17 protein-coding genes are annotated in these 21,519 nt (G+C 47.8%); all 17 read left to right on the top strand.

Translation table 11 applies throughout. The annotated features are described in order from the left end of the window. The first annotated feature begins 21 nt into the window (after positions 1-21). The 17 genes from CRG97_RS30170 (at position 22) to CRG97_RS30090 (ending at position 21,451) form a co-directional block, all read left to right on the top strand. Complete coding sequence (locus CRG97_RS30170; protein WP_098749192.1) at positions 22-387, top strand: flagellar protein FlaG; 366 nt, start codon at positions 22-24, stop codon at positions 385-387. A 6-nt stretch (positions 388-393) separates the two neighbouring features. Beyond that, the gene (gene fliS, locus CRG97_RS30165; RefSeq protein WP_098749191.1) at positions 394-765 is read left to right on the top strand and encodes a flagellar export chaperone FliS; all 372 of its coding nucleotides are present in this window, start codon (positions 394-396) and stop codon (positions 763-765) included. Next, positions 762-1,130 (top strand): hypothetical protein, encoded by a 369-nt coding sequence (locus tag CRG97_RS30160; RefSeq protein WP_098749190.1) that lies wholly within the window; start codon positions 762-764, stop codon positions 1,128-1,130. The genes fliS and CRG97_RS30160 overlap by 4 nt, the downstream gene beginning before the upstream one ends. Positions 1,131-1,144: 14 nt before the next feature. Continuing rightward, on the top strand, positions 1,145-4,297 hold the full coding sequence (locus CRG97_RS30155; RefSeq protein ID WP_098749189.1) for an IPT/TIG domain-containing protein: 3,153 nt from the start codon (positions 1,145-1,147) through the stop codon (positions 4,295-4,297). Between the two features lie 208 nt (positions 4,298-4,505). Beyond that, positions 4,506-6,242: a glycosyltransferase gene (locus CRG97_RS30150; RefSeq protein ID WP_098749188.1), complete on the top strand. Its 1,737-nt coding sequence runs from the start codon at positions 4,506-4,508 to the stop codon at positions 6,240-6,242. Between the two features lie 319 nt (positions 6,243-6,561). Continuing rightward, positions 6,562-6,759: a cold shock domain-containing protein gene (locus CRG97_RS30145; RefSeq protein ID WP_009594275.1), complete on the top strand. Its 198-nt coding sequence runs from the start codon at positions 6,562-6,564 to the stop codon at positions 6,757-6,759. 197 nt (positions 6,760-6,956) lie between these two features. Continuing rightward, on the top strand, positions 6,957-7,523 hold the full coding sequence (gene hpf, locus CRG97_RS30140; protein WP_076324023.1) for a ribosome hibernation-promoting factor, HPF/YfiA family: 567 nt from the start codon (positions 6,957-6,959) through the stop codon (positions 7,521-7,523). Positions 7,524-8,237: 714 nt separating this feature from the next. After that, entirely contained in the window at positions 8,238-10,751 is a 2,514-nt protein-coding gene (gene secA / locus CRG97_RS30135) for a preprotein translocase subunit SecA (RefSeq protein ID WP_098749187.1), read from the top strand. 382 nt (positions 10,752-11,133) lie between these two features. Further along, positions 11,134-12,247 (top strand): peptide chain release factor 2 gene (gene prfB / locus CRG97_RS30130; protein ID WP_098749186.1). Its coding sequence is split into 2 segments (ribosomal slippage): positions 11,134-11,205 and positions 11,207-12,247, totalling 1,113 coding nucleotides; the frame shifts between segments, so codons are not numbered across the junction. 26 nt (positions 12,248-12,273) lie between these two features. Further along, positions 12,274-13,179 carry a YitT family protein gene (locus tag CRG97_RS30125; protein ID WP_098749185.1) on the top strand — a complete coding sequence of 302 codons (906 nt, stop codon included), beginning with the start codon at positions 12,274-12,276 and terminating at the stop codon, positions 13,177-13,179. Positions 13,180-13,471: 292 nt separating this feature from the next. After that, positions 13,472-14,041, top strand: coding sequence for a GNAT family N-acetyltransferase (locus CRG97_RS30120; protein ID WP_098749184.1), 570 nt, complete (start codon positions 13,472-13,474; stop codon positions 14,039-14,041). Between the two features lie 392 nt (positions 14,042-14,433). Beyond that, positions 14,434-15,489: an N-acetyl-gamma-glutamyl-phosphate reductase gene (gene argC, locus CRG97_RS30115; protein ID WP_098749183.1), complete on the top strand. Its 1,056-nt coding sequence runs from the start codon at positions 14,434-14,436 to the stop codon at positions 15,487-15,489. Positions 15,490-15,507: 18 nt separating this feature from the next. Then, positions 15,508-16,734, top strand: a complete 1,227-nt coding sequence (gene argJ, locus CRG97_RS30110; RefSeq protein ID WP_098749182.1) for a bifunctional glutamate N-acetyltransferase/amino-acid acetyltransferase ArgJ — start codon at positions 15,508-15,510, stop codon at positions 16,732-16,734. Positions 16,735-16,765: 31 nt separating this feature from the next. After that, positions 16,766-17,602, top strand: coding sequence for an acetylglutamate kinase (gene argB, locus CRG97_RS30105; protein WP_098749181.1), 837 nt, complete (start codon positions 16,766-16,768; stop codon positions 17,600-17,602). 275 nt (positions 17,603-17,877) lie between these two features. After that, positions 17,878-19,098, top strand: a complete 1,221-nt coding sequence (locus CRG97_RS30100) for an acetylornithine transaminase (RefSeq protein WP_098749180.1) — start codon at positions 17,878-17,880, stop codon at positions 19,096-19,098. 57 nt (positions 19,099-19,155) lie between these two features. Beyond that, a complete protein-coding gene (gene argF, locus CRG97_RS30095) occupies positions 19,156-20,112 on the top strand; it encodes an ornithine carbamoyltransferase (protein ID WP_098749179.1) in 957 nt (318 codons plus the stop codon). Positions 20,113-20,218: 106 nt separating this feature from the next. Continuing rightward, positions 20,219-21,451 (top strand): argininosuccinate synthase, encoded by a 1,233-nt coding sequence (locus CRG97_RS30090; RefSeq protein WP_098749178.1) that lies wholly within the window; start codon positions 20,219-20,221, stop codon positions 21,449-21,451. Positions 21,452-21,519: the final 68 nt, after the last annotated feature.

The raw sequence follows: 21,519 nt of genomic DNA, 5'->3' as shown, positions 1-21,519 counted from the left end.
GAAAGTCGAGGAGGGTATCAGATGCAGGTTCCTAACTTACCATCAGCTTCCTTGTCTAACACTAATGCACAGATTAAAGAACCATCGTTTACCCCTAGCTATGTAGGGGCTAGTTATCAGGATCTTCAGACGAAGAACAAGGTACAACCGCTGTCAGTTAGCGAAAAGGCGGTACTGGACGCAATTAATAAAGTAAACAGAACTCTCGATGGTACGCCACAACGGTATGAATTTAAACTGCATGCGTCTACTGGGGATCTGATTATCAAAATTTATAACAAAGAAACCAATGAAATTATCCGCGAACTCCCTCCGGAAAAAATGATTGAGTTGGTAGAGAAACTGCAGCAAATAGTAGTAGGCGCAATAATTGACGAAAAGAGGTAATCAGCCATGCAGCAAGCAGTGAACCGATATTATGAGACACAAATTAAAACTGCTACACCCGAAGAACTGACGTTGATGCTTTATAACAGTTGTATACGGTTTTTAAAGCAAGCGTATATTAGCGTGGAGAATAGAGACTATCAGAGTAAAAATGCATATGTCACAAAGGCAATTAACATTATTGATGAGTTGCATGCGACCCTTGATATGAACTATGACATCTCTAAAAGTCTCGCTTCGCTATACGAATATTTTAACCAACGTTTGGTCTATGCAAGCATGCAGTTGGACTTGGAAGTTCTCCAGGAAATTATTGACTTGGTTACGGAACTCCGTGATACGTGGCATGAGGCAATCAAGACGGTGAAGCGAAAATGATGGACTCTCATAATTTGGTGGATACTGCCCAGGCATTGGTAGACTTCACAAAACACTACTTGATAGAGATTCAATCAAATGAGGATTGGTCGTCTAAGTCAGACGAATTCATCTCCATGCAATCAAAGCTGGTCAAAGATTTTCAAGATGTAGATATCAATAGTCTGCCCGTACAAGAAAAAAAACAGGTTCAGGAATTGTTGCGTGTCTGTTACCAGTTGGAATTGCAAATAAACCACGAGATAGCTAGGCAACATGGGATCGTCTCGAATCAGATCAGTCAATTGCGCAAAGAAAATAACTTTAAAAGTAAATATGAGATATCTTCTCTCAGCTCAGGTATCATGTTTGATACTTACAAATAATAAGGAGGATTTGCATGCGTATTAAACAAAGGATCGCTGCATTATTAGTGTTTATATTAACCATTTGCGGTCTTGGTAGCTTTGCGGCTCCCACATCGGCAGCAGCTGATTACATTCAGATTTCTCGACAAGTTACACCAGCCGAAATCACAACAGAAGGAGAGGCAACGGTTGAACTTACGATTCAAGGAACTCCCCCTGTATCTGTTGTGAGGCCCAACGATGTTATCCTGATTATCGATAAATCAGGCAGTATGGCTGGCGATAAAATTGTTGCCGCTAGAGACTCTGCTAAGGGTTTTATTGATCTGATGGATTTGAATGTCCATCGTGTAGGCATTGTTGATTATAGTTCGCAAAATAATGTAAAGACATTTCCGATGACAACAGATGCAAACGCCGCCAAGTCCTATGTTAATACGATTCAGGCGAGTGGCGGAACTGGAACAGGGTATGCCATTGATGCTGCTATTGAAGAGTTGTTAAAAGCACCGCGCGAAGGCGCACAGCCAGTTATTGTATTAATGACGGATGGAGATGCTACCGAACCAAACGGTAATGCCTACCAATATGCTCTGGATAGAGCGACAGCCGCGAAAGACCAAGGCATTGTATTCTATACCATTGCATTATTAAATACGAATGACAATCCCGATACGAGTGGTCCAAATCAGCTTCTGACCAAAATGGCAACAACTTCATCTCATCATCACTTTGTGTTAGGCTCTGTCGGTCTGAGCGACATTTATGCGGCTATTGTAAAAGAAATCGGAATAGCAAGTGCGTATAATGTAAAAGTAACCGACTATGTAAACGACCAATTTGAAATTGTTCCTGACTCTTACCTACATAATATCCCGCAACCGACAGTATCAGGGAATGAAATAAGCTGGAGTTTTCTGGAACTCAAAAACAATACTTTGAAGTTTACTTACAAAATTCGACCGAAGGTACAACAGACTGGTAACTTCTATGTATCAACCAATGCGGCCAACATAACCTACCAAGATTATGCTGGTGCAAACCGTAATATGCTTATTTCGAATAAGTTGATTAAAGTTAAACTTCCCGCTCCAGTGATTACATCCATTGTTGAACCGTCGGGTCATCCAATAGGTGGTAATGAAATTCAAATCAATGGTGATAAATTCGTAAGCGGGGCGAAAGTATTTTTTAATAATACTGAATCAACAGGCGTAACATATATGGACGCACAAAGTCTGAAGGTAATCGTGCCAGCAGGCAAGCAAGGAGAAGTAACAGTTAAAGTTATGAATCCGGATAATCAATATGCAACAAGCAGTTATCAGTATATTGCTAATCCTGAAGTAAAGAGCTACAGCCCTATGGAAGGTCCTGTAGAGGGCGGGACTAACGTTGTATTTAGTGGGAACTATTTCTTATCCGGTGTTGTTGTTAATTTCGGGGATCAACCAGCTGCTATCTCAACACAACGGACTGACTATTTAGTTGCTAAGACCCCGTCTGTGACACAGGCTGGAGCCGTTGATATTACAATTAAAAACCCGGATGGAACTTCCGTGACAATTCCTTCTGGTTTTACTTACAAAGAAGCCGAGAAGCCAAAGCTTCAAATCACATCGGTTACTCCAAATACAGGACTTCCTGTTGGTGGAGAATCCGTTTATATTATTGGTAAATTGATAGACCCATCTGTAAAGGTTTACTTTGGAGCAAATGAGGCAGTCGTAAAATCTGTCATTTCTACGGAACGGATTCAGGTTGAGGCACCTGCAGGGCAAGAAGGAGCGGTAGATGTAAAAATTGTGAATCCGGATGGCCAGGAGGCTGTATTAAATCAGGCATACACCTATGCTAAACCTCAATACCCGGCTCCTGTTGTAAGTGGAATTACACCTAATTCCGGAGAAACAACAGCCGGTAATACTGCATATATTACGGGTTCCGGATTTGTAAAAGGTGTAAGAGTATTTGTGAATGACGTTGAGGCAGTGGTTACTTCCACTACGGCCATTCGCTTGGCTGTTACAATTCCGGCTTCCTCTATTGAAGGTACTGTTGATGTTAAGGTAGTAAATCCGGACGATAAAGAGGCGGTCTTGCCATTAAGCTATACCTATATTTTGCCTCCTCCCCCTCCGGCACCGGTGTTAAATACAATTACACCAAATAACGGTCCTTTAACGGGGAATACGACAGTGGTACTAAACGGTGAGAACTTTGTTAAGAATGCTGTGGTACTATTCGATGACATAGAGATCCCAAGTACCTTTGTAAACAATAAGCAATTGAAGATAGTTACCCCGACTTGGGCACAAGCTGCTACTGTCCAAGTAAAAGTGAAGAACCCTAGTGGTCAGTTAACCAATGAGGATATTACTTATTCTTATATTGAGCCTCAGGCTGAACCTGTTGAAATCACAGTGGTAAATCCAAACACAGGTCTAACATCAGGCGGTAATGTTGTATATCTGACAGGAACGAACTTTAAAAGAGGAATTGAGGTGTTTTTTGGGGATACTCCAGCTCAGTTCTATTCATTTACAAGCGCGACACGTATAAGCGTTTATGCGCCAGCATCTTCCTCGGTTGGGCAAGTGGATATAAAAGTAATAAACCCGGATAAAGGCACATTTACTCTTCCAGGAGCTTATACGTACACATTGGTTCAACCTTCGATCACAGGTTTGACACCTGCAAGCGGACCAAAGGCAGGGGGAACTCATCTCTACATTAACGGGGCCAATTTTGAGCCTTCAATGCTTGTGACGATTAATGGAGCTGAAGTGCCTATTGATACGTATGTAAGTAGCACAAGAGTAAAGGTAATTACTCCGCCAAGTTCTACCGCAGGTACAGTACCGCTTGTTGTTACATTAACAAATGGCGAAAGTGCTTCAGCTTCATTCACTTATGAAGAGCCTCCAATGGCTCCGGCACCAATTATCAAATCCCTGAATATTACCAGCGGTCCAGCTGCAGGAGGAAATACGATTTATTTAAATGGATCGAATTTCGTAAAAGGTGCCAAGGTTTACTTTAATGGGGTTGAATCAACTAAAGTAACCTTTACCTCAGCTATTCGTATGTCCGCTGTAGTCCCGGCAGGTACAGGGGGAGTACAAGTTACAGTAGTAAATCCTGATGGACAGGAAAGTAACACAATCGAGTACACGTATAATTAAAGGTTAGCATTATTTGCTAATCATGATGGCTGTCTCAAAAGTCAAGCAATTGACTTAGAGGCAGCTTTTTTTATTGAATATTCCAATAGTCCAGTTACGGACGTCTCTAACATTTAAAGGAATTATACCGATTAATTATATATAGCTAGAGAAGCAGTACTAGTTCAATATAAAAGCATGCAGATTATAATGTTCTCTAGGAGGAGCCATGTTAACAAGTATAGTCATATTGACCTTTAATCAATTGGAATACACTAAGGAATGTATTGAAAGCATTCGCACATATACGAAGCCTGAAAGTTATGAAATTATCATTGTCGATAATGCGTCTGACGATTCCACAAGAGAGTGGCTACAAGAACAAAAAGATATTAAAATGATCTTAAATGAAGAGAATTTGGGATTTCCCAAGGGCTGTAATCAGGGGATAGAAGCAGCAAGTGGGGACAACATACTTTTACTAAATAATGATGTGGTTGTTACAGAAAACTGGTTGAAAAATATGCTCTCAGCTTTATATAGTGAGGAAACAATCGGGGCTGTAAGTTGTGTAACAAATAGGTGTTCATACAATCAGACAGTGCCGACAAATTACAGTACACTTTATGAAATGCAAAATTACGCAATGAACTTCAACTCTCTTAATCCTAGCAAATGGGAGGCGAGATTAAAATTGGTTGGCTTCTGTCTTTTAATAAGGAGGAGCGTAATTCAAAAAGTTGGTCTCCTTGATGAGCTCTTTACTCCAGGTAATTACGAAGATGACGATTACTCAATTAGAATCCGGCAAGCAGGGTTTAAGTTGCTGTTATGCAAAGATACATTTATTCATCATTATGGCAGTGTTTCATTTAAAGGTCGTGGGCAAGATCTAAGATATCAACAACTTCTAAACAAGAATAAGCAAAAGTTTCAAAAAAAGTGGGGGTTTGACGCCACTTATTCTCAGCATGTCAGAACTGAACTGTTAGAAATGATCAAGGCTCCAGTTGACGCCTCTCTTCGCATTTTAGAAGTAGGCTGCGCGTGTGGAGGGACTTTGCTAGGTATCAAGAATGTATATAAAAACAGTAGATTATATGGGATTGAGCTAAATAAATATAGTGCCGCTATTGCATCTTTGATTGCGGATATGGTTGAGGCGGACGTGGAAAAGGATAGTTTGTCGTATCCTGAAGAGTATTTTGATTACGTTATTTTCGCAGATGTCTTGGAGCATATGAGTGATCCATGGGCAGCTTTAAAGAACATAAGAAGGCATCTGAAACCAGAAGGGAAAATTCTAATGAGTCTCCCTAACATCATGCATTATAGTGTAATCAGTAAGTTGATTATGGGAACTTGGGAGTATGAGGAATCTGGTATTTTAGATAAGACGCATTTAAGGTTTTTTACCTTGAAAGAGATCTACAAAATGGCGATTACAACAGGTTACGAGATTAAAAATATGAGTGGTTCGACTCTGACAGAAACAAAGGAATCAGAAATCATCGTTAATCAATTTGCTGCAATGGGAAGCCAGGAAAGAAGAGAGCAATTCAAAACCTATCAATATATTGCTATGTTGGAAAAGGACCCGGCGCATGATGTTTTGGAAAAATTGCTTGATGACCAGAATGAGCCGCAAGTTATATTTGAGAAAGTAAAAAGTTTTACATCAGAGAAACTAATAGATAAGATTACGTACATTTCAGATATTGCCCTTAAGGTTGAATTATTGAATACTCTTGGCGTGGTTCATTTTCAAATGGGGAACTATGAGGAAGTGCTTCCGTATTTCGATAAGGCGTATCAGCTTGATTTAGAGAATAAAGAAGTAGTGTATAATATTGCATATTTCCTTGAGTTTATTGGTGAGAAGGAGGAAGCCTCTCCTTTTAAAGATATACTGAAGAAGTTAGATTCTAAAAGCTACAATAATCTCTTTCACGCTATAAACAATTAGTAGGAAGTTAAACTAATGACAGCGTTGAATAAATCGGGCCATTCTAGTACGCAATATTTTGAGACAGTAATCATTTGCATAATAGGTTTGCACCCTGTTTCACCCCCTCCCTCCCTGGGTAAATAACCATAAACCTATTTTGTCCGCAAACTATTTTCTCCCGCCAATTCAGTCATAAAGCCAAGTCGACATTTTTCAGGTTTTTTTGCAAAAGAAAACCTTTTCTTTAGTAATTGACAGTGGATAAGGCGGGTGCTATAGTCGGAAATGTGGACAATTAGTGTCACACTTTATTTGACAATGAAGGGAATGTTAGTGCATGCAAGGTAAAGTGAAATGGTTCAACGCAGAGAAAGGTTATGGCTTCATCGAGACTGAGGACGGCGGCGACGTATTCGTACACTTCTCCGCGATCCAATCCGAGGGCTTCAAGACTCTGGAAGAAGGACAATCCGTAGAATTCGAGATCGTTGAAGGCGCTCGTGGCCCGCAAGCAGCTAACGTAATCAAATTATAATCATCCCGGCACAGCCGACCTACATAAACGGTATAGATGGTTAACAATTCGAGATTCGCTAGCCCAAGACTCCGGTTCGTCCGGAGTCTTTTTCTGTGCGTCGTTCCCTGAAAAATATTGTGCTAAAATTCACAATTCTGACTTTTTACATAGCCTTAACAAAATGCTATAATGAAGGTGCAAAGGAGGAGTGCCCAATGCAATTCACTATCCGAGGTCAACAAATTGAAGTGACCGATGCTTTGAAGGACTATGTTGACAAGAAGCTCAGCAGGCTAGATAAGTATTTTGATGCACCCCCCACCTCTGAAGGATATGTCACACTGAATGTCATTCGAGGATTGCACACAGTGGAAGTGACCATTCCGCTCACAGGCGTGGTACTGCGTGCGGAAGACCGAAGCGACGATATGTACGCTTCCATTGACGCTGTTGTGGACAAGTTGGAACGTCAGATTCGCAAGCACAAAACCAAGCTGAACCGTAAGATCAGACAAGAGGGCGGATTGAAAACGCTCATTGCGACGAACGGAGCAGCGGCAACCAGTCAGATGGAGGCAGAGCAAGTCGAGTATGACGATGACAGTTACGAAGTTGTCCGTACGAAACGTTTTACCATGAAGCCGATGGACGTGGAAGAAGCGATCCTGCAGATGAACATGGTAGGCCATAATTTCTTCGTATTTTCCAACATTGACACACAAGAAGTAAATGTCGTTTACAAGCGTGATGACGGCAAGTACGGATTGATCGAGCGGGATTAAGCTTAAGCGGCATTCCAAGCGGAATGCAGAAGTAGCTGGACCTGATTCGAATTTTAAAATGGTGAAATGAAATTGAAATGTAAGATGAGCCTTCATCCGTGTAAGCGGGTGGGGCTCTTTATTTGGATATATACGTTTTTGATGCGGTAGGCATCGTAAAGATGGTGGTATTTGATGGTAAACCATCGGAGTATGCTGAATAGTGCAACCATTATTTTGATGAGATGACTCATAGCGGACTTCGGGGCCGTTTCTTAAATAGCTTCAGGTATAACGTCTTAAGGACTTCCTATATAAGGGGATTCGCGTTCGGTTAGCCATGATTGAAGAGCATCACCGGGGCGGAGTCTTTGTTATTTCTGGACAATGGGAGATGAATATTTCACACCTATTTAGATGTGATGTTTTGTTTGTGAAATGAATATAATTCCATTGTTTAACGCTGGACAAATGCTCGACGCAACTTTTTTGAGCCTTCCAGCGTCTCATAGAGTAGGGCTTCACGTAACAGACATCTCTTGTGATAGCACATATTGTTGCGGCATCCCTTACAAACTGTTACAATTTATGCAAACCCTCATTTTATGGGACGGGCTTTTTAGCCTGCATGAAATGGGACCATCATAAGGAATCAATGAATCGATTTCATCATTTAACCCTTTGGCATTTAATGAAGTTGATTCTATCACTTGTTTTGCACGAAAGGGGTTAACCATGCTAGGACTTGTCAAAAAGATTTTCGGCGACACCAACGAGCGTGATGTCAAACGTCTCATGAAGACGGTCGATGTAATCAACAAACTGGAACCGGATTTTGAGAAGCTCTCCGATGAGCAGCTGAAAGCCAAAACCGAAGAGTTCCGTGCGCGGATCGAGAAAGGTGAGACGCTGGAGGAATTGCTTCCTGAAGCGTTTGCGACAGTCCGTGAAGCTTCCAGACGGACACTCGGCAAGCGTCACTATGACGTGCAGCTGATCGGAGGAATGGCCCTCCACGAAGGCAGAATTGCAGAGATGAAGACCGGTGAAGGTAAGACCCTTGTAGGTACGCTGCCGGTTTACTTAAATGCCCTGCTTGGCAAAGGTGTTCACGTTGTAACGGTCAATGATTATCTGGCGCAGCGTGACAGCCAAGAGATGGCGCAAATATATAATTTCCTGGGAATGACGGTCGGGGTTAACCTGAGCGGTATGGAACACCCGGATAAACAGCAAGCGTATGCTTGCGATATTACGTATGGTACGAACAATGAGTTCGGCTTTGACTATCTGCGGGACAACATGGTCCTCTACAAAGAGCAGATGGTTCAGCGTCCGCTCTATTTCTGTATCATTGATGAAGTGGACTCCATCCTGGTTGACGAAGCGCGTACGCCGCTCATCATCTCGGGACAAGCTCAGAAATCGACGGAGCTGTATTTTGCAGCAGACCGCTTTGTAAAGCGTCTGACTGCGGAAGAGGATTATACGGTAGACATTAAGGTCAAATCCGTGGCCTTAACCGAAAAAGGCGTGGCACTAGCGGAGCGTTCCTTCGGTATCGACAACCTGTATGACCATAACCACGTAACATTGAACCACCACATTGTACAAGCGCTGAAAGCGAACGTGATTATGCGCCGCGATGTGGATTACGTTGTTACCGACGACGAAGTGGTTATCGTTGACGAATTCACGGGACGTCTGATGGCTGGACGCCGTTATAGCGACGGTCTTCACCAGGCGATTGAAGCGAAGGAAGGCATCGAGGTTCAGAACGAGAGCATGACCCTGGCAACGATCACCTTCCAGAACTACTTCCGGATGTATCGCAAGCTGGCAGGTATGACCGGTACGGCGAAAACCGAGGAAGAAGAATTCAAGAAGATTTATGGCCTTGAAGTGCTTCAAATTCCTACGAACAAACCGAATCAGCGTGTCGACATGCCGGATGTGGTTTACAAGAGCGAAGAGGGCAAGTTTAAGGCGGTTGTAGCGGAGATCGTAGAACGTCACAAAAAGAACCAGCCAATTCTGGTAGGTACAGTTTCCATTGAGAACTCCGAGCGTTTATCGGAACTGCTGAAGCGCAAAGGCGTCCAGCATAAAGTTCTGAATGCGAAGTACCATGCGGAGGAAGCGGAAATCATCTCACGCGCCGGTCAGCCGGGATCGGTAACGATCGCGACGAATATGGCGGGACGCGGTACGGATATTTTGCTTGGTGAAGGCGTACAGGATATTGGCGGACTTCACATTATCGGTACAGAACGTCACGAATCGCGCCGGATCGATAACCAGTTGCGTGGTCGTGCCGGTCGTCAGGGTGACCCGGGGTCAACTCAGTTCTACCTGTCCCTCGGTGATGAGCTGATGAAACGTTTTGGTACAGACAACGTGCTGAATATGATGGATCGTCTTGGTTTTGAAGAAGATCAGCCGATCGAGAGTAAAATGATTACCCGTGCGGTTGAATCCGCGCAGAAGCGGGTAGAAGGCAACAACTTCGATATGCGTAAAGTTGTTCTCCAATATGATGACGTCATGAACCAACAGCGTGAGATCATCTACAAACAGCGCCGCGAGATCTTGGAGTCCCAAGACATTAAGCAAATCGTTGTAGAGATGATTAAGCCGGTCATTGATCGTGTTGTGCAGGCTCACTGCAGCGATGATATTCCGGAGAACTGGGAACTGCAAGAAGTGGCAGACTACGTCAACAGCAAGCTGCTGGACGAAGGTTCCGTCACTCGCGAAGATCTGTGGGGCAAAGAAGCCGAAGAGATTACCGAGTATATCTTCGAGCTCGTGATGAAGAAGTACGAAGAGCGTGAGCAAGCCATCGGCGAAGAAATGGTACGCGAGTTCGAAAAAGTTATCGTGCTGCGTTCGGTGGACAGTAAGTGGATGGATCATATCGATGCGATGGACCAGCTGCGTCAAGGTATCCACCTCCGTGCATACGGCGGTACCGATCCGCTTCGCGAATACCAATTCGAAGGCTTCGAGATGTTTAATGCCATGATCGCGACGATCCAGGAAGAAGTGGCGACGTACATCATGAAGGCCCAAATCGCGACAAATCAGGAGCGTCAAGCAGTTGTGGACGAGAATAAAGTCTCCACGAACAGCAGCAGCGAACCTGCCGAGAAGCGTCCGGTCCAAGTGGCTGAACAGATCGGCCGGAATGATGCATGCCCTTGCGGCAGCGGCAAGAAGTATAAGCACTGCCATGGACAGAACGCTTAAGCGATCTAGCCAAGTGCGATGAATAGAAGAAAAGCATCTATCGACGTGCTTTCACAGAAGCAAGACCGCGTTTAGAGGATATTTTTCTTGTGATGATCGAATTTGATCAGCATCTCTGTAAAATTCGATCATCCTCATATAGCCCGTCCAGGTTACGGGCGCAAACTTTTCAACTCCCTTAAGAGCGGCAGATGAACCGGGTGACTGTGGTCTATTCCACCGTGATTCGAAATCATTGCTGCGTTTAAGGGAGTTTATCTGAATAAACAGTGAAATATTTTGTGAAGCGATGTGACGTGGATTTTCTCTTAAATGGAACGTTTTTCATGCAGGAGAGGGTATACTGAAATTATTACGTGTAGATAAGAAAGGACGAGGACTCATGATCGATCCAAGTGTGAAGCAGGACCTGCGTGAAATCAGCAAGAAACTAACCAATCTTAGGGGGTCTCTTTGACTTAAGTTTAAAGCAGGAGATGATTGAGAATTTTGAGGAGAAGATGGCAGCTCCGGATTTCTGGGATGACAATGAGAAGGCTCAGGCGCTTATTACCGAGATGAATGCCGTGAAGTCATCGGTGGATCACTATCAGAAGCTGCAGGTGGATTACGATGATGCCGTCGTGATGATCGAGCTGGCGGATGAAGAAGGCGATGACTCCCTTGCAGGAGAAATCGGAGAAACGATCAAGGACCTGGTTGGACGTGTAGAAGAGTTTGAACTCCAACTGCTGTTGAACCAGCCTTACGATAAAATGAATGCCATCCTTGAGCTGCATCCGGGCGCGGGGGGAACCGAGTCTCAGGACTGGGGCCAAATGCTGCATCGCATGTATACGCGTTGGGCGGAGAAACGCGGCTTCAAGGTGGAGACGCTGGATTACCTGCCCGGGGATGAAGCGGGAATCAAGAGCGTGACACTGCTCATTAAGGGCTACAATGCTTATGGGTATTTGAAGGCTGAAAAAGGGGTGCATCGCCTGGTTCGGATCTCCCCGTTCGATTCTTCCGGCCGTCGCCATACCTCATTTGTGTCCTGTGACGTCGTTCCTGAGATTAACGATGAGATTGAACTGGACATCCGCACGGAGGACCTGAAGATTGATACTTACCGTGCGAGCGGTGCCGGTGGTCAGCATATCAATACGACGGACTCGGCCGTACGGATCACCCACTTGCCAACAGGAGTGGTTGTAACCTGTCAGAATGAACGGTCCCAGATAAAGAACCGTGAGCGTGCGATGACCATGCTTCGTTCCAAGCTCTATGAACGTAAGATCGAAGAGCAGCAGAGGGAATTGGCGGAAATCCGCGGCGAGCAGTCCGACATCGCATGGGGCAGCCAGATCCGCTCGTATGTATTCCATCCGTACAGCATGGTGAAAGACCATCGTACACAGGTGGAGACCGGTAATATAGGAGCCGTCATGGACGGGGATCTGGATGCTTTTATCGATGGATATTTGCGCAGTCAGATCAAGCTGGAAGTCGAGTAGGACGTTGAGGAGAGATTTGAAGAGCTATGGCGCAATCCGCTGGTAATCCATCGATTAACAAAAGGAAAAGAGAACCCCTGATTCCGATCAACGGTCCCCTTCGACAGACGGTGGACACCGTTTTTATCATCATCGGCTCCTTTATTATGGCGCTGTCATTTAATCTGTTTTTCCTGCCCAACCACATCGCCTCAGGCGGTGTGTCCGGATTGTCCGTTCTTGCGCAAGCATGGCTCGGCATTGAACCGGCCTTTACGCAGTGGGCGCTGAATATCCCCTTGTTTGTGCTGGGCTTCTGGTTGCTTGGACGCGATTACGGCATCCGTTCCCTGCTGGGAAGCGTGATTTTGCCGTTGTTCGTCTTTTTGACCAAGGACTGGCCGATTCCAACCTCCAATCCCCTCTTAGCTTCCATCTATGGCGGGATCGGCGTCGGAATCGGGATGGGGCTGGTCTATCGCGGTAGGGGTTCAACCGGTGGATTGACCATCGTGGCCCAGCTCCTGCAAAAATACAGCGGCCTCAGCTTTTCCCTCTGTGTCGTGCTCTTGGACGCGATTGTGATCTCTTCGGCAGCCCTCGTGCTGTCGCTGGAGCAGGCGTTGTATGCACTCATTGGACTGTACGTGACAGGCAAAGTGATTGATGCCATTGAGCTGGGCTTTAGCTTCACCAAGGTGGCTTACATTATATCCGATCATACGGAGCCGATAACGAAGGCCATTCTCGAGGATCTCGACCGTGGATTAACCAAGCTGACCGCAGAGGGCGGCTATACGGGTGAACACCGGACAGTTCTGATGGTCGTAGTCGGACAAAGTGAAATTCCCCGTCTGAAAACGGTGGTGCAATCGGTGGACCCGAATGCGTTTGTCATCATTAGCAATGCCCATGAGGTATTGGGTGAAGGCTTCCGCAATATCAAGGCGTAACATAATAGAAGCGGTGTCGAGAGGTTCTCGATACACGAAAGGCGGTGTATATCACCGTCTCTTTTTTTGTGGAATTATAGAATCGATAGGGTTTCAGCAAAGCTGAACCATTCGGTAATCGTAAGAAAAATTTTCTCTAAACGCGGTCTGACATTTGTGAAGGACGCCGATAGTCGTTTTTCTAATGGAATCGGCTTTTCGGTGGGGGCTGATCGAAGACCTTGAATTTTTCTTTATTTTTCTAGTAAAGAGCATATAATGGTATCTAATATTGTGCAGGGGGTGGGGGATTATGGAAATCGAACAGATCTTTGCTAATTTGCCGGTGCTGGAAACCGAGCGCCTGCGGCTTCGCAGAATATCGATGCAGGATGCGGATCAGATGTATACCTATGCCTCTGATGATGAGGTTGCCAAGTACGTAACATGGGAAACCCATCGCTCGATCGATGACAGTAAGAAATTCATCCAGTTTATACTAGTCCAGTATGCCAAGCATGATATTGCCCCTTGGGGGATCGAGCTGAAGGAGAGTGGGCGTTTGGTGGGGACGGTGGATTTTGTGTGGTGGAAGCCCGAACAGCAGAGTGCGGAGATCGGTTACGTACTCGCGCGGGATTGTTGGGGACAAGGTCTTATGACGGAAGCAGCCTCCGCGTTACTGAAACTCGGATTTGGCGAAATGGATCTTGTGCGCATCCAGGCTCGTTGCATAGAAGGGAACATCGGCTCTCAGCGTGTCATGGAGAAGATCGGCATGTCCTATGAGGGAACGTTGAGGAAGGGGATCAAAATCAAAGGTCAGCATTGGGACCTCAAATTGTATTCCATTCTAAAAGAAGAATTTGAATCGACTCTTTAGACATTGAAGGCGCTTGGAATTCATTTGCAATGGGACCAAATTTGAATAATCCATTGTATTTATATGAATACAGTCGTATAATAATACATATTTATGAGACGGATAAAGTCAATGAATACCCTATGAAGAAAGCGTCGTTTTAACGCAGGAGACAGAAGACTTCCGAACAAGATCATCACTAGCCTGACTGCTTCACGATGGAAAACCATATCAAGAGCATCAGCAGTCACTTGATTTCTATGGCTTTCCACGTCAAGGGCAGAGCTCAGGGGGCAATGTGAATCGATCGAAAGATGGAAACGGATGGGCATGACGTAGAGATGAAGGGAATGGATGAATGGGACCTTGCATAAGGTCCTTCGGCTGTTCCTTGGGGAGAGGGATGAGGATAAATGACGGACACAAATACAATAAAAGTTGCTATTGTTGGATCTACCGGTTACGGTGGCGTGGAACTGATCCGGTTGCTGCAAGCGCACCCGCGCGTTGAGATTACATCGGTAATCTCTTCATCGACTGCAGGCGTGCCGATATCGGACGGTTTTCCGCATTTGACGAATATCATGACCCGGAACCTGGATGGTGTTAATCCAGCGGAAATCGCGGAGGTGGCAGATCTGGTGTTTGCGGCCACACCTTCGGGCGTCAGTGCCAAGCTGGTGCCGGAGCTGCTGGATGCAGGCCTGAAGGTCATTGATCTCTCGGGAGATTTTCGCTTGAAGGACGGGGCAGTGTATGAACAGTGGTATAAGCACACGGCTCCGAGTGCGGAACTTTTGGAGAAGGCTGTATATGGCCTATGCGAAGTGTTTGGCGAAGAGGTCCGCGATGTGGATTTCATCTCCAATCCGGGCTGTTATCCGACAGCAACGCTGCTCGGGCTGATTCCGGCAATTAGTGCGGGATGGATTGATGCCTCTTCTCTTATTATCGATGCCAAATCCGGCTTGTCCGGTGCAGGCCGGGGAACGAGTTTGATGACGCATTATGCCGAAATTAACGAGAATTTTAAAGCCTATAAGGTAAATAAGCACCAACATATTCCCGAGGTTGAGCAGATATTGACTCAGGTAGCTGGCGAACCGATTACGGTTACTTTTACAACCCATATGGTCCCGATGACGCGGGGAATCATGACCACTATGTATGCCACGCTGAATGGCCCTTATACGGAAGAGGATTTCATTGAGCTGTATCGCCAGTATTTCAAGGACCGCCAGTTTGTGAGAATCCGTGACTTGGGCGTATGGCCTGCGACAAAAGAAGTCACCGGGTCGAACTTCTGCGATATCGGATTTGCGGTGGATGCGCGTACGAACAGAGTGACCATTATATCGGTCATTGACAACGTGGTGAAGGGTGCGGCCGGGCAAGCGATCCAGAACCTGAATTTGATGATGGGATGGGAGGAGAGCCTCGGACTTACGTTTACGCCGATTTATCCGTAAGCGGCTGGGGATACAGACATGGGAGAGAATATGTTTGCGATTATTGATGGGGGCAGCATCGTAACACCGCAAGGGTTTAAAGCTGCTGGACTCCACTGTGGACTTAAGAAAACCGACCGTAACGATCTGGGCGTCATTGTATGTGATGTGCCTGCCGTGGCGGCTGCTGTATACACGACAAACCTCATTCAAGCGGCACCACTGAAGGTGACGCGTGAAAGCCTGCAGGACGGTAAGCTTCGCGCTATCGTCGTCAATAGCGGGAACGCCAACGCCTGTACAGGTAAGCAGGGTGAAGAGGATGCTTATACGATGCGAGCTAGCACATCTGCGCAATTCGGTCTGGATGAGAACGATGTGGCTGTCGCCTCAACGGGAGTCATCGGGGAACTGCTGAAGATGGACCGCGTTTCCTCGGGTATCGCCGGCCTGCCTGCACGACTCAGCGGCGGAAGCGAGGGGGCTGAAAGCTTCAGCCAGGCGATTTTGACAACCGATCTCGTGAAAAAGGAAGCCTGCGTCACCGTACAAGTTAACGGTACGAAGGTGACTATCGCCGGAACGGCGAAGGGGTCGGGGATGATTCATCCGAACATGGCGACCATGCTCGGATTCATGACGACAGATGCGGTCATTGGTCAGGAAGCGCTGCAGCTGCTGCTGCGCCAAACGACCAACCTGACCTTTAATATGATTACGGTGGATGGGGATACAAGCACCAACGATATGCTGGTTGCGATGGCCAGCGGCCTGGCAGGACATGACGTGCTATCGCCGGAGCATCCGGATTGGGATGCATTTGCAGCCGGATTCCATTATGTGTGCCAGCAGCTGGCGAAGGCGATTGCACGTGACGGAGAGGGAGCTTCCCGCCTGATCGAGGTTCGCGTGAACGGCGCCGAAAGCGACGATGACGCGCAAGCCATCGCCAAGACGATCATTGGTTCCAGCCTGGTCAAATCTGCGGTGTTCGGCGCAGATGCTAACTGGGGACGCATTATTGCGGCTGTCGGCCGTGCGGGCCGTCCGGTCAATCCGGAGACGGTGGATATTGCCATCGGTCCGATTTCGGTGCTGGAGCAGTCAAGGCCCGTTGCTTTTGACGAGGATGCGGCTCTGGTTTACCTCCAGGGTGAAACCGTGGATATTGACGTGAAGCTGCATATCGGAAATGGCTCGGCTACGGCCTGGGGCTGTGATTTAACTTATGACTATGTCCGCATTAATGCAGCTTATCGTACGTAGATAAATATTCAGTAGGACGGAGGAGACGGCTATGAAGAGCACGATCGATCAAAAGGATACGTTGTCGGTCCAAACAACAGGTGCAGATACGTTTGTCATGAAATGCGGCGGCAGCACGCTCGCTGCGCTTCCTGACAGCTTCTTCGAGGATTTAAAGGATCTGCAGCAAAATGGAGTCAAACCTGTTATCGTTCATGGCGGTGGACCCGCGATCTCCGGCAATCTGGAGAAACTCGGTATTGAGACCGAGTTTGTGAACGGGCTGCGCAAGACGACGGAGGATGTGCTGGATGTCGTGGAGATGGTCCTTGCGGGCACCATCAATAAACAGATCGTAAGGCGGATTCAAAGCGTGGGCGGCTCTGCTATCGGCTTGTCCGGCTCGGACGGCGGACTGATTGAGGCCAAACCGGTGACGAACCACGCGGAGGTTGGCTGGGTCGGCGATGTGACATTTGTGAAGTCGTCAATTCTGAGCGGCGTGCTGGAAATGGGCTATATGCCTGTAGTTGCACCGATCGGGGTGGATCCATCCGGTCAGCGCTACAACATTAATGCAGATACGGCGGCCGGTGCCGTTGCCTCCCACCTGGGGGTGTACCGGATGATCGTTGTCACCGACGTGCCCGGGATCATGAAGGGAGCAGGCGGCGAGAAGCGGGTGCTTCCGACCGTGACGGTGCAGGAGATCGAGGACATGATCGGAACAGGCGAAATCTACGGCGGCATGATACCGAAGGTCAGAGCGGCCATCAGCTGCATTCACGGCAAAGTGAGCGAGGTCGTCATCGTGGACGGAAGCGAGCCGAATGTACTGAGCCGAGTGTTGGGTGGAGAAGTGCTGGGAACGCGCATCGTGCGGATGTAGTAAGGATGGAACAAGTTACGATTTGATATTCAAACCGTAACTATATGAAAACTTCAACGGAGAAGGCGGAATCATTCCGGAGAAGCGAAGCGTGCCCCTTTGTCCACGGAATTTATCCTAGTTTACATCATTCAATAAAATTCTGTGGGCAACAGGGATCGGAGGAATGATCCGAATTCGCAGTGTTGGTTAAGCATAAATGGATGCCCTTATCGGGAGATGTTCCAATTGTGAAACACGAAGCAATGCCATATGCAAAGGAGTGTGTGAAGGTCATGGGAAAAGAATCAGCAGCAGGCGGTGTTAAAGCAGCGAATGAAAGCTCATTGTTCCAAACGTATGCCAGATATCCAATCGCCCTGGTCAAAGGGGAAGGCAGCTGGTTATGGGACGATCAAGGCAACAAATATCTTGATTTTATGGCCGGTCTGGCGGTAACGAATCTCGGCCATGCTCCGGTAAAGGTGAAAGAGAAGCTGAAGGCCCAACTGGATGAATTGTGGCATGTCTCGAACCTGTTCCACATTCCCGGTCAGGAAAAAGCAGCTGAGCTGCTGACAGCCAACACCTGCGCTGACGCCGTTTTTTTCTGCAACAGCGGAGCCGAAGCGAACGAAGCGGCCATTAAGCTGGCGCGCCGCTACCATCAGAAGGTGAAGGGAACGGGACGGTACGAGGTCATTACGTTTACGCAGTCCTTCCATGGACGGACGTTGGCTACGCTGACGGCAACCGGCCAGGATAAGGTAAAGGAAGGCTTCCTTCCGCTTCCGGCAGGCTTCAAAAGCGTTCCGCTGCATGACCTTCCGGCACTGGAAGCGGCCATTAACGACAACACCGCCGCCATCATGATCGAAATGGTGCAGGCGGAGGGCGGCGTGCATCCGGTGGAGCCGGAGTTCCTGCAAGCCGTCACCGGGCAGTGCAAGAAGCACGGACTGCTGCTGATTGTCGACGAGGTGCAGACGGGCATGGGCCGAACCGGCAAGCTGTTTGCGCACGAGCATTACGGCATTGAGCCGGATATTTTTACCGTAGCCAAAGGGCTCGGTTCCGGGTTCCCGGTTGGCGCGATGCTGGGCAAAGCTTACTTGCGCGAAGCCTTCACGGCAGGAAGCCATGCCACGACGTTTGGCGGCACGCCGATTGCCAGCGCCGTTATCCAGGCCACCATCGAGACGATGCTGGAAGACAACGTGCCGCAGCGCGCGGCCGAAGCTGGAGAATATTTGATGACCAAGCTGAATGAGAGCCTGGGCAGTCATCCTTTTGTGAAGGCGATCCGGGGTAAAGGACTGCTGATCGGCATCGAATGCGCTGAACCAGTTGGCGAGCTGGTACTGAAAGGACAGAGCCGCGGGCTGCTGTTCGTAACGGCAGGACCGAATGTGATCAGGCTGCTTCCGAATCTGTACGTCACAAAACAAGAGATCGACCAGGCGGTATCGATTGTTACGGAACTTATACATGAGCATACGGCGGTTAGCCAAGCATAGAAGGATCGTGCAGCAGCATTTTGGACAATAACAGCATGGTTAAGGAGGCTGATGGATATGGCCGCAAGCGGACAAGTGAAGGAATTGAGCCTGAAAGGGCGGGATATGATCGAGCTGGATGAATACTCAACGGAAGAGATTCAGTTCTTGCTCGATTCGGCGATTGAGATCAAACGCAAGCAGAAGAACGGTGAAGTCTATCAGCCGCTGAAAGGCAAGACAATCGGTTTGATTTTTGAGAAGTCGTCCACGCGGACGCGGGTGTCGTTCGAGGCTGGCATGTTCCAGCTGGGCGGACATGCACTCTTTTTAAGCAAAAACGATATTCAGCTCGGGCGTGGCGAACCGATCAGCGATACGGCGCAGGTGATGTCCCGTTATTTGGACGGCCTGATGATCCGTACCTTCGGGCACGACAATGTGATCAACCTGGCAAAATATTCCTCAATTCCGGTTATCAACGGTCTGAGCGACATGGCGCATCCATGTCAGGTACTGGCTGATTTGCAGACCGTGCTGGAGCACAAAGGCAAGCTGAAAGGCCTCAAAATGGCCTTTATCGGCGATGGCAACAATATGGCGCATTCACTCCTGATTGGCGGAGCCAAGATGGGCATGCATGTGGCTGTGGCCAGTCCCAAGGGCTACGAGGCGGATGCCAGCATCGTGAAGCTGAGCGAGGAGATCGCAGCGCAAACGGGCGGCAAAATCACGATCACCCAAGACCCGATCGAAGCCGCGAAGGATGCGGATGTGATCTATACGGATGTATGGGCAAGCATGGGCTTTGAAGAGGAGCAGGCACAGCGGGAAGCCGCGTTTGCAGACTACCAGGTGAATGAGGAGCTGGTGAAGGCAGCGAAGCCGGATTACTTGTTCCTGCATTGTCTTCCGGCCCACCGTGGCGAAGAGGTTAGCGAAGGCGTGATTGACGGTGCCAATTCCGTTATTTTCGATCAGGCTGAGAACCGTCTCCATGCTCAGAAGGCTTTGATGGTTGCTTTGATGGCATAAAGCCTTTTATTACAGAGTGATATTCTCTATGAAAATGCGTCAATGGACGTTATCTTTAGTATAATGAACGACAGGGTTGTTAGTAACAAAGAGAGGGAGTTTAACCATGGCAAAACAAAAAATCGTACTGGCGTATTCCGGTGGCCTGGATACGTCCGTTATTCTGAAGTGGCTGAAAGAAACCTACGATGCGGAGATCATTGCTTTCACGGCTGATATCGGCCAGAAGGAAGAGCTGGACGGACTTGAGGAAAAAGCGCTGGCGACAGGCGCCTCCAAAGTATACATCGACGATCTGCGCGACGAATTTGCAACGGATTTCATCTATCCGATGTTCCAGGCGGGTGCCATGTACGAAGGGCAGTACCTGCTCGGGACCAGCATCGCGCGTCCATTGATTGCTAAACGCATGGTGGATATCGCTCGTGCCGAAGGCGCAACGGCGATTGCGCACGGCGCTACCGGTAAAGGAAACGACCAGGTTCGTTTTGAGCTGGGCGTAGCCGGCTTGGCACCGGACATTGAAGTGATCGCGCCTTGGCGCATCGAGGAGTTCCGCAACTCCTTCCCGGGACGCGCAGAGATGATTGCTTACGCGGAAGTGCACGGCATTCCGGTAACGGCATCTGCAGCCAAATCCTACTCCATGGACCGCAACCTGCTCCATATCAGTTATGAGAGCGGTGTGCTGGAAGATCCTTGGTTCGATGCAAGTGCAGAGGATAGCAAGGATATGTACCTGCTCAGCGTATCGCCTGAGGATGCACCAGACGAGGCGGAATACCTCGAGCTTACGTTTGAGCAAGGGAATGTCGTTGCGCTGAACGGCGAATCGATGAGTCCGCTTCAAGTAATGGAGAAGCTCAACGAGCTGGGTGGCAAACACGGCATCGGTCGCGTGGATATGGTAGAGAACCGTTTCGTTGGCATGAAGAGCCGCGGTGTCTACGAGACGCCAGGCGGAACCATCCTGTTCACCGCTCATCGCAAAATGGAATCCATCACGATGGACCGTGAAGTGATGAACCTGCGCGACAGCCTGATTACCCGCTATAGTACCTTGGTTTATAACGGTTTCTGGTTTGCGCCGGAGCGTCTGGCACTGCAAGCGCTGGTAACGGAGAGCCAGAAGAACGTATCCGGTACGGTGCGCGTGAAGCTGTACAAAGGCAACATTATCGGCGCAGGCGTGAAGAGTCCGGTCAGTCTGTACAACCCGGATATCGCAACGATGGAAGCCGATCCGACGCAAGCTTATGATCAGGGCGATGCGACCGGCTTTATCCGCTTGAATGCATTGCGTTTGAAAGTGGCAACCGGCGTGAACCAGAATCAATAAGTTTACAATAATGAACAGGCTGAAGGCCGTTTCATGCTAGGGAGCTCCGCTGATTCTCGCGCAACCGG

Source organism: Paenibacillus sp. EZ-K15 (assembly GCF_002573715.1).
In the GTDB taxonomy this organism is placed as follows: Bacteria; Bacillota; Bacilli; order Paenibacillales; family Paenibacillaceae; genus Paenibacillus_AQ.
This window is presented reverse-complemented; position numbering and strand designations above follow the sequence as displayed.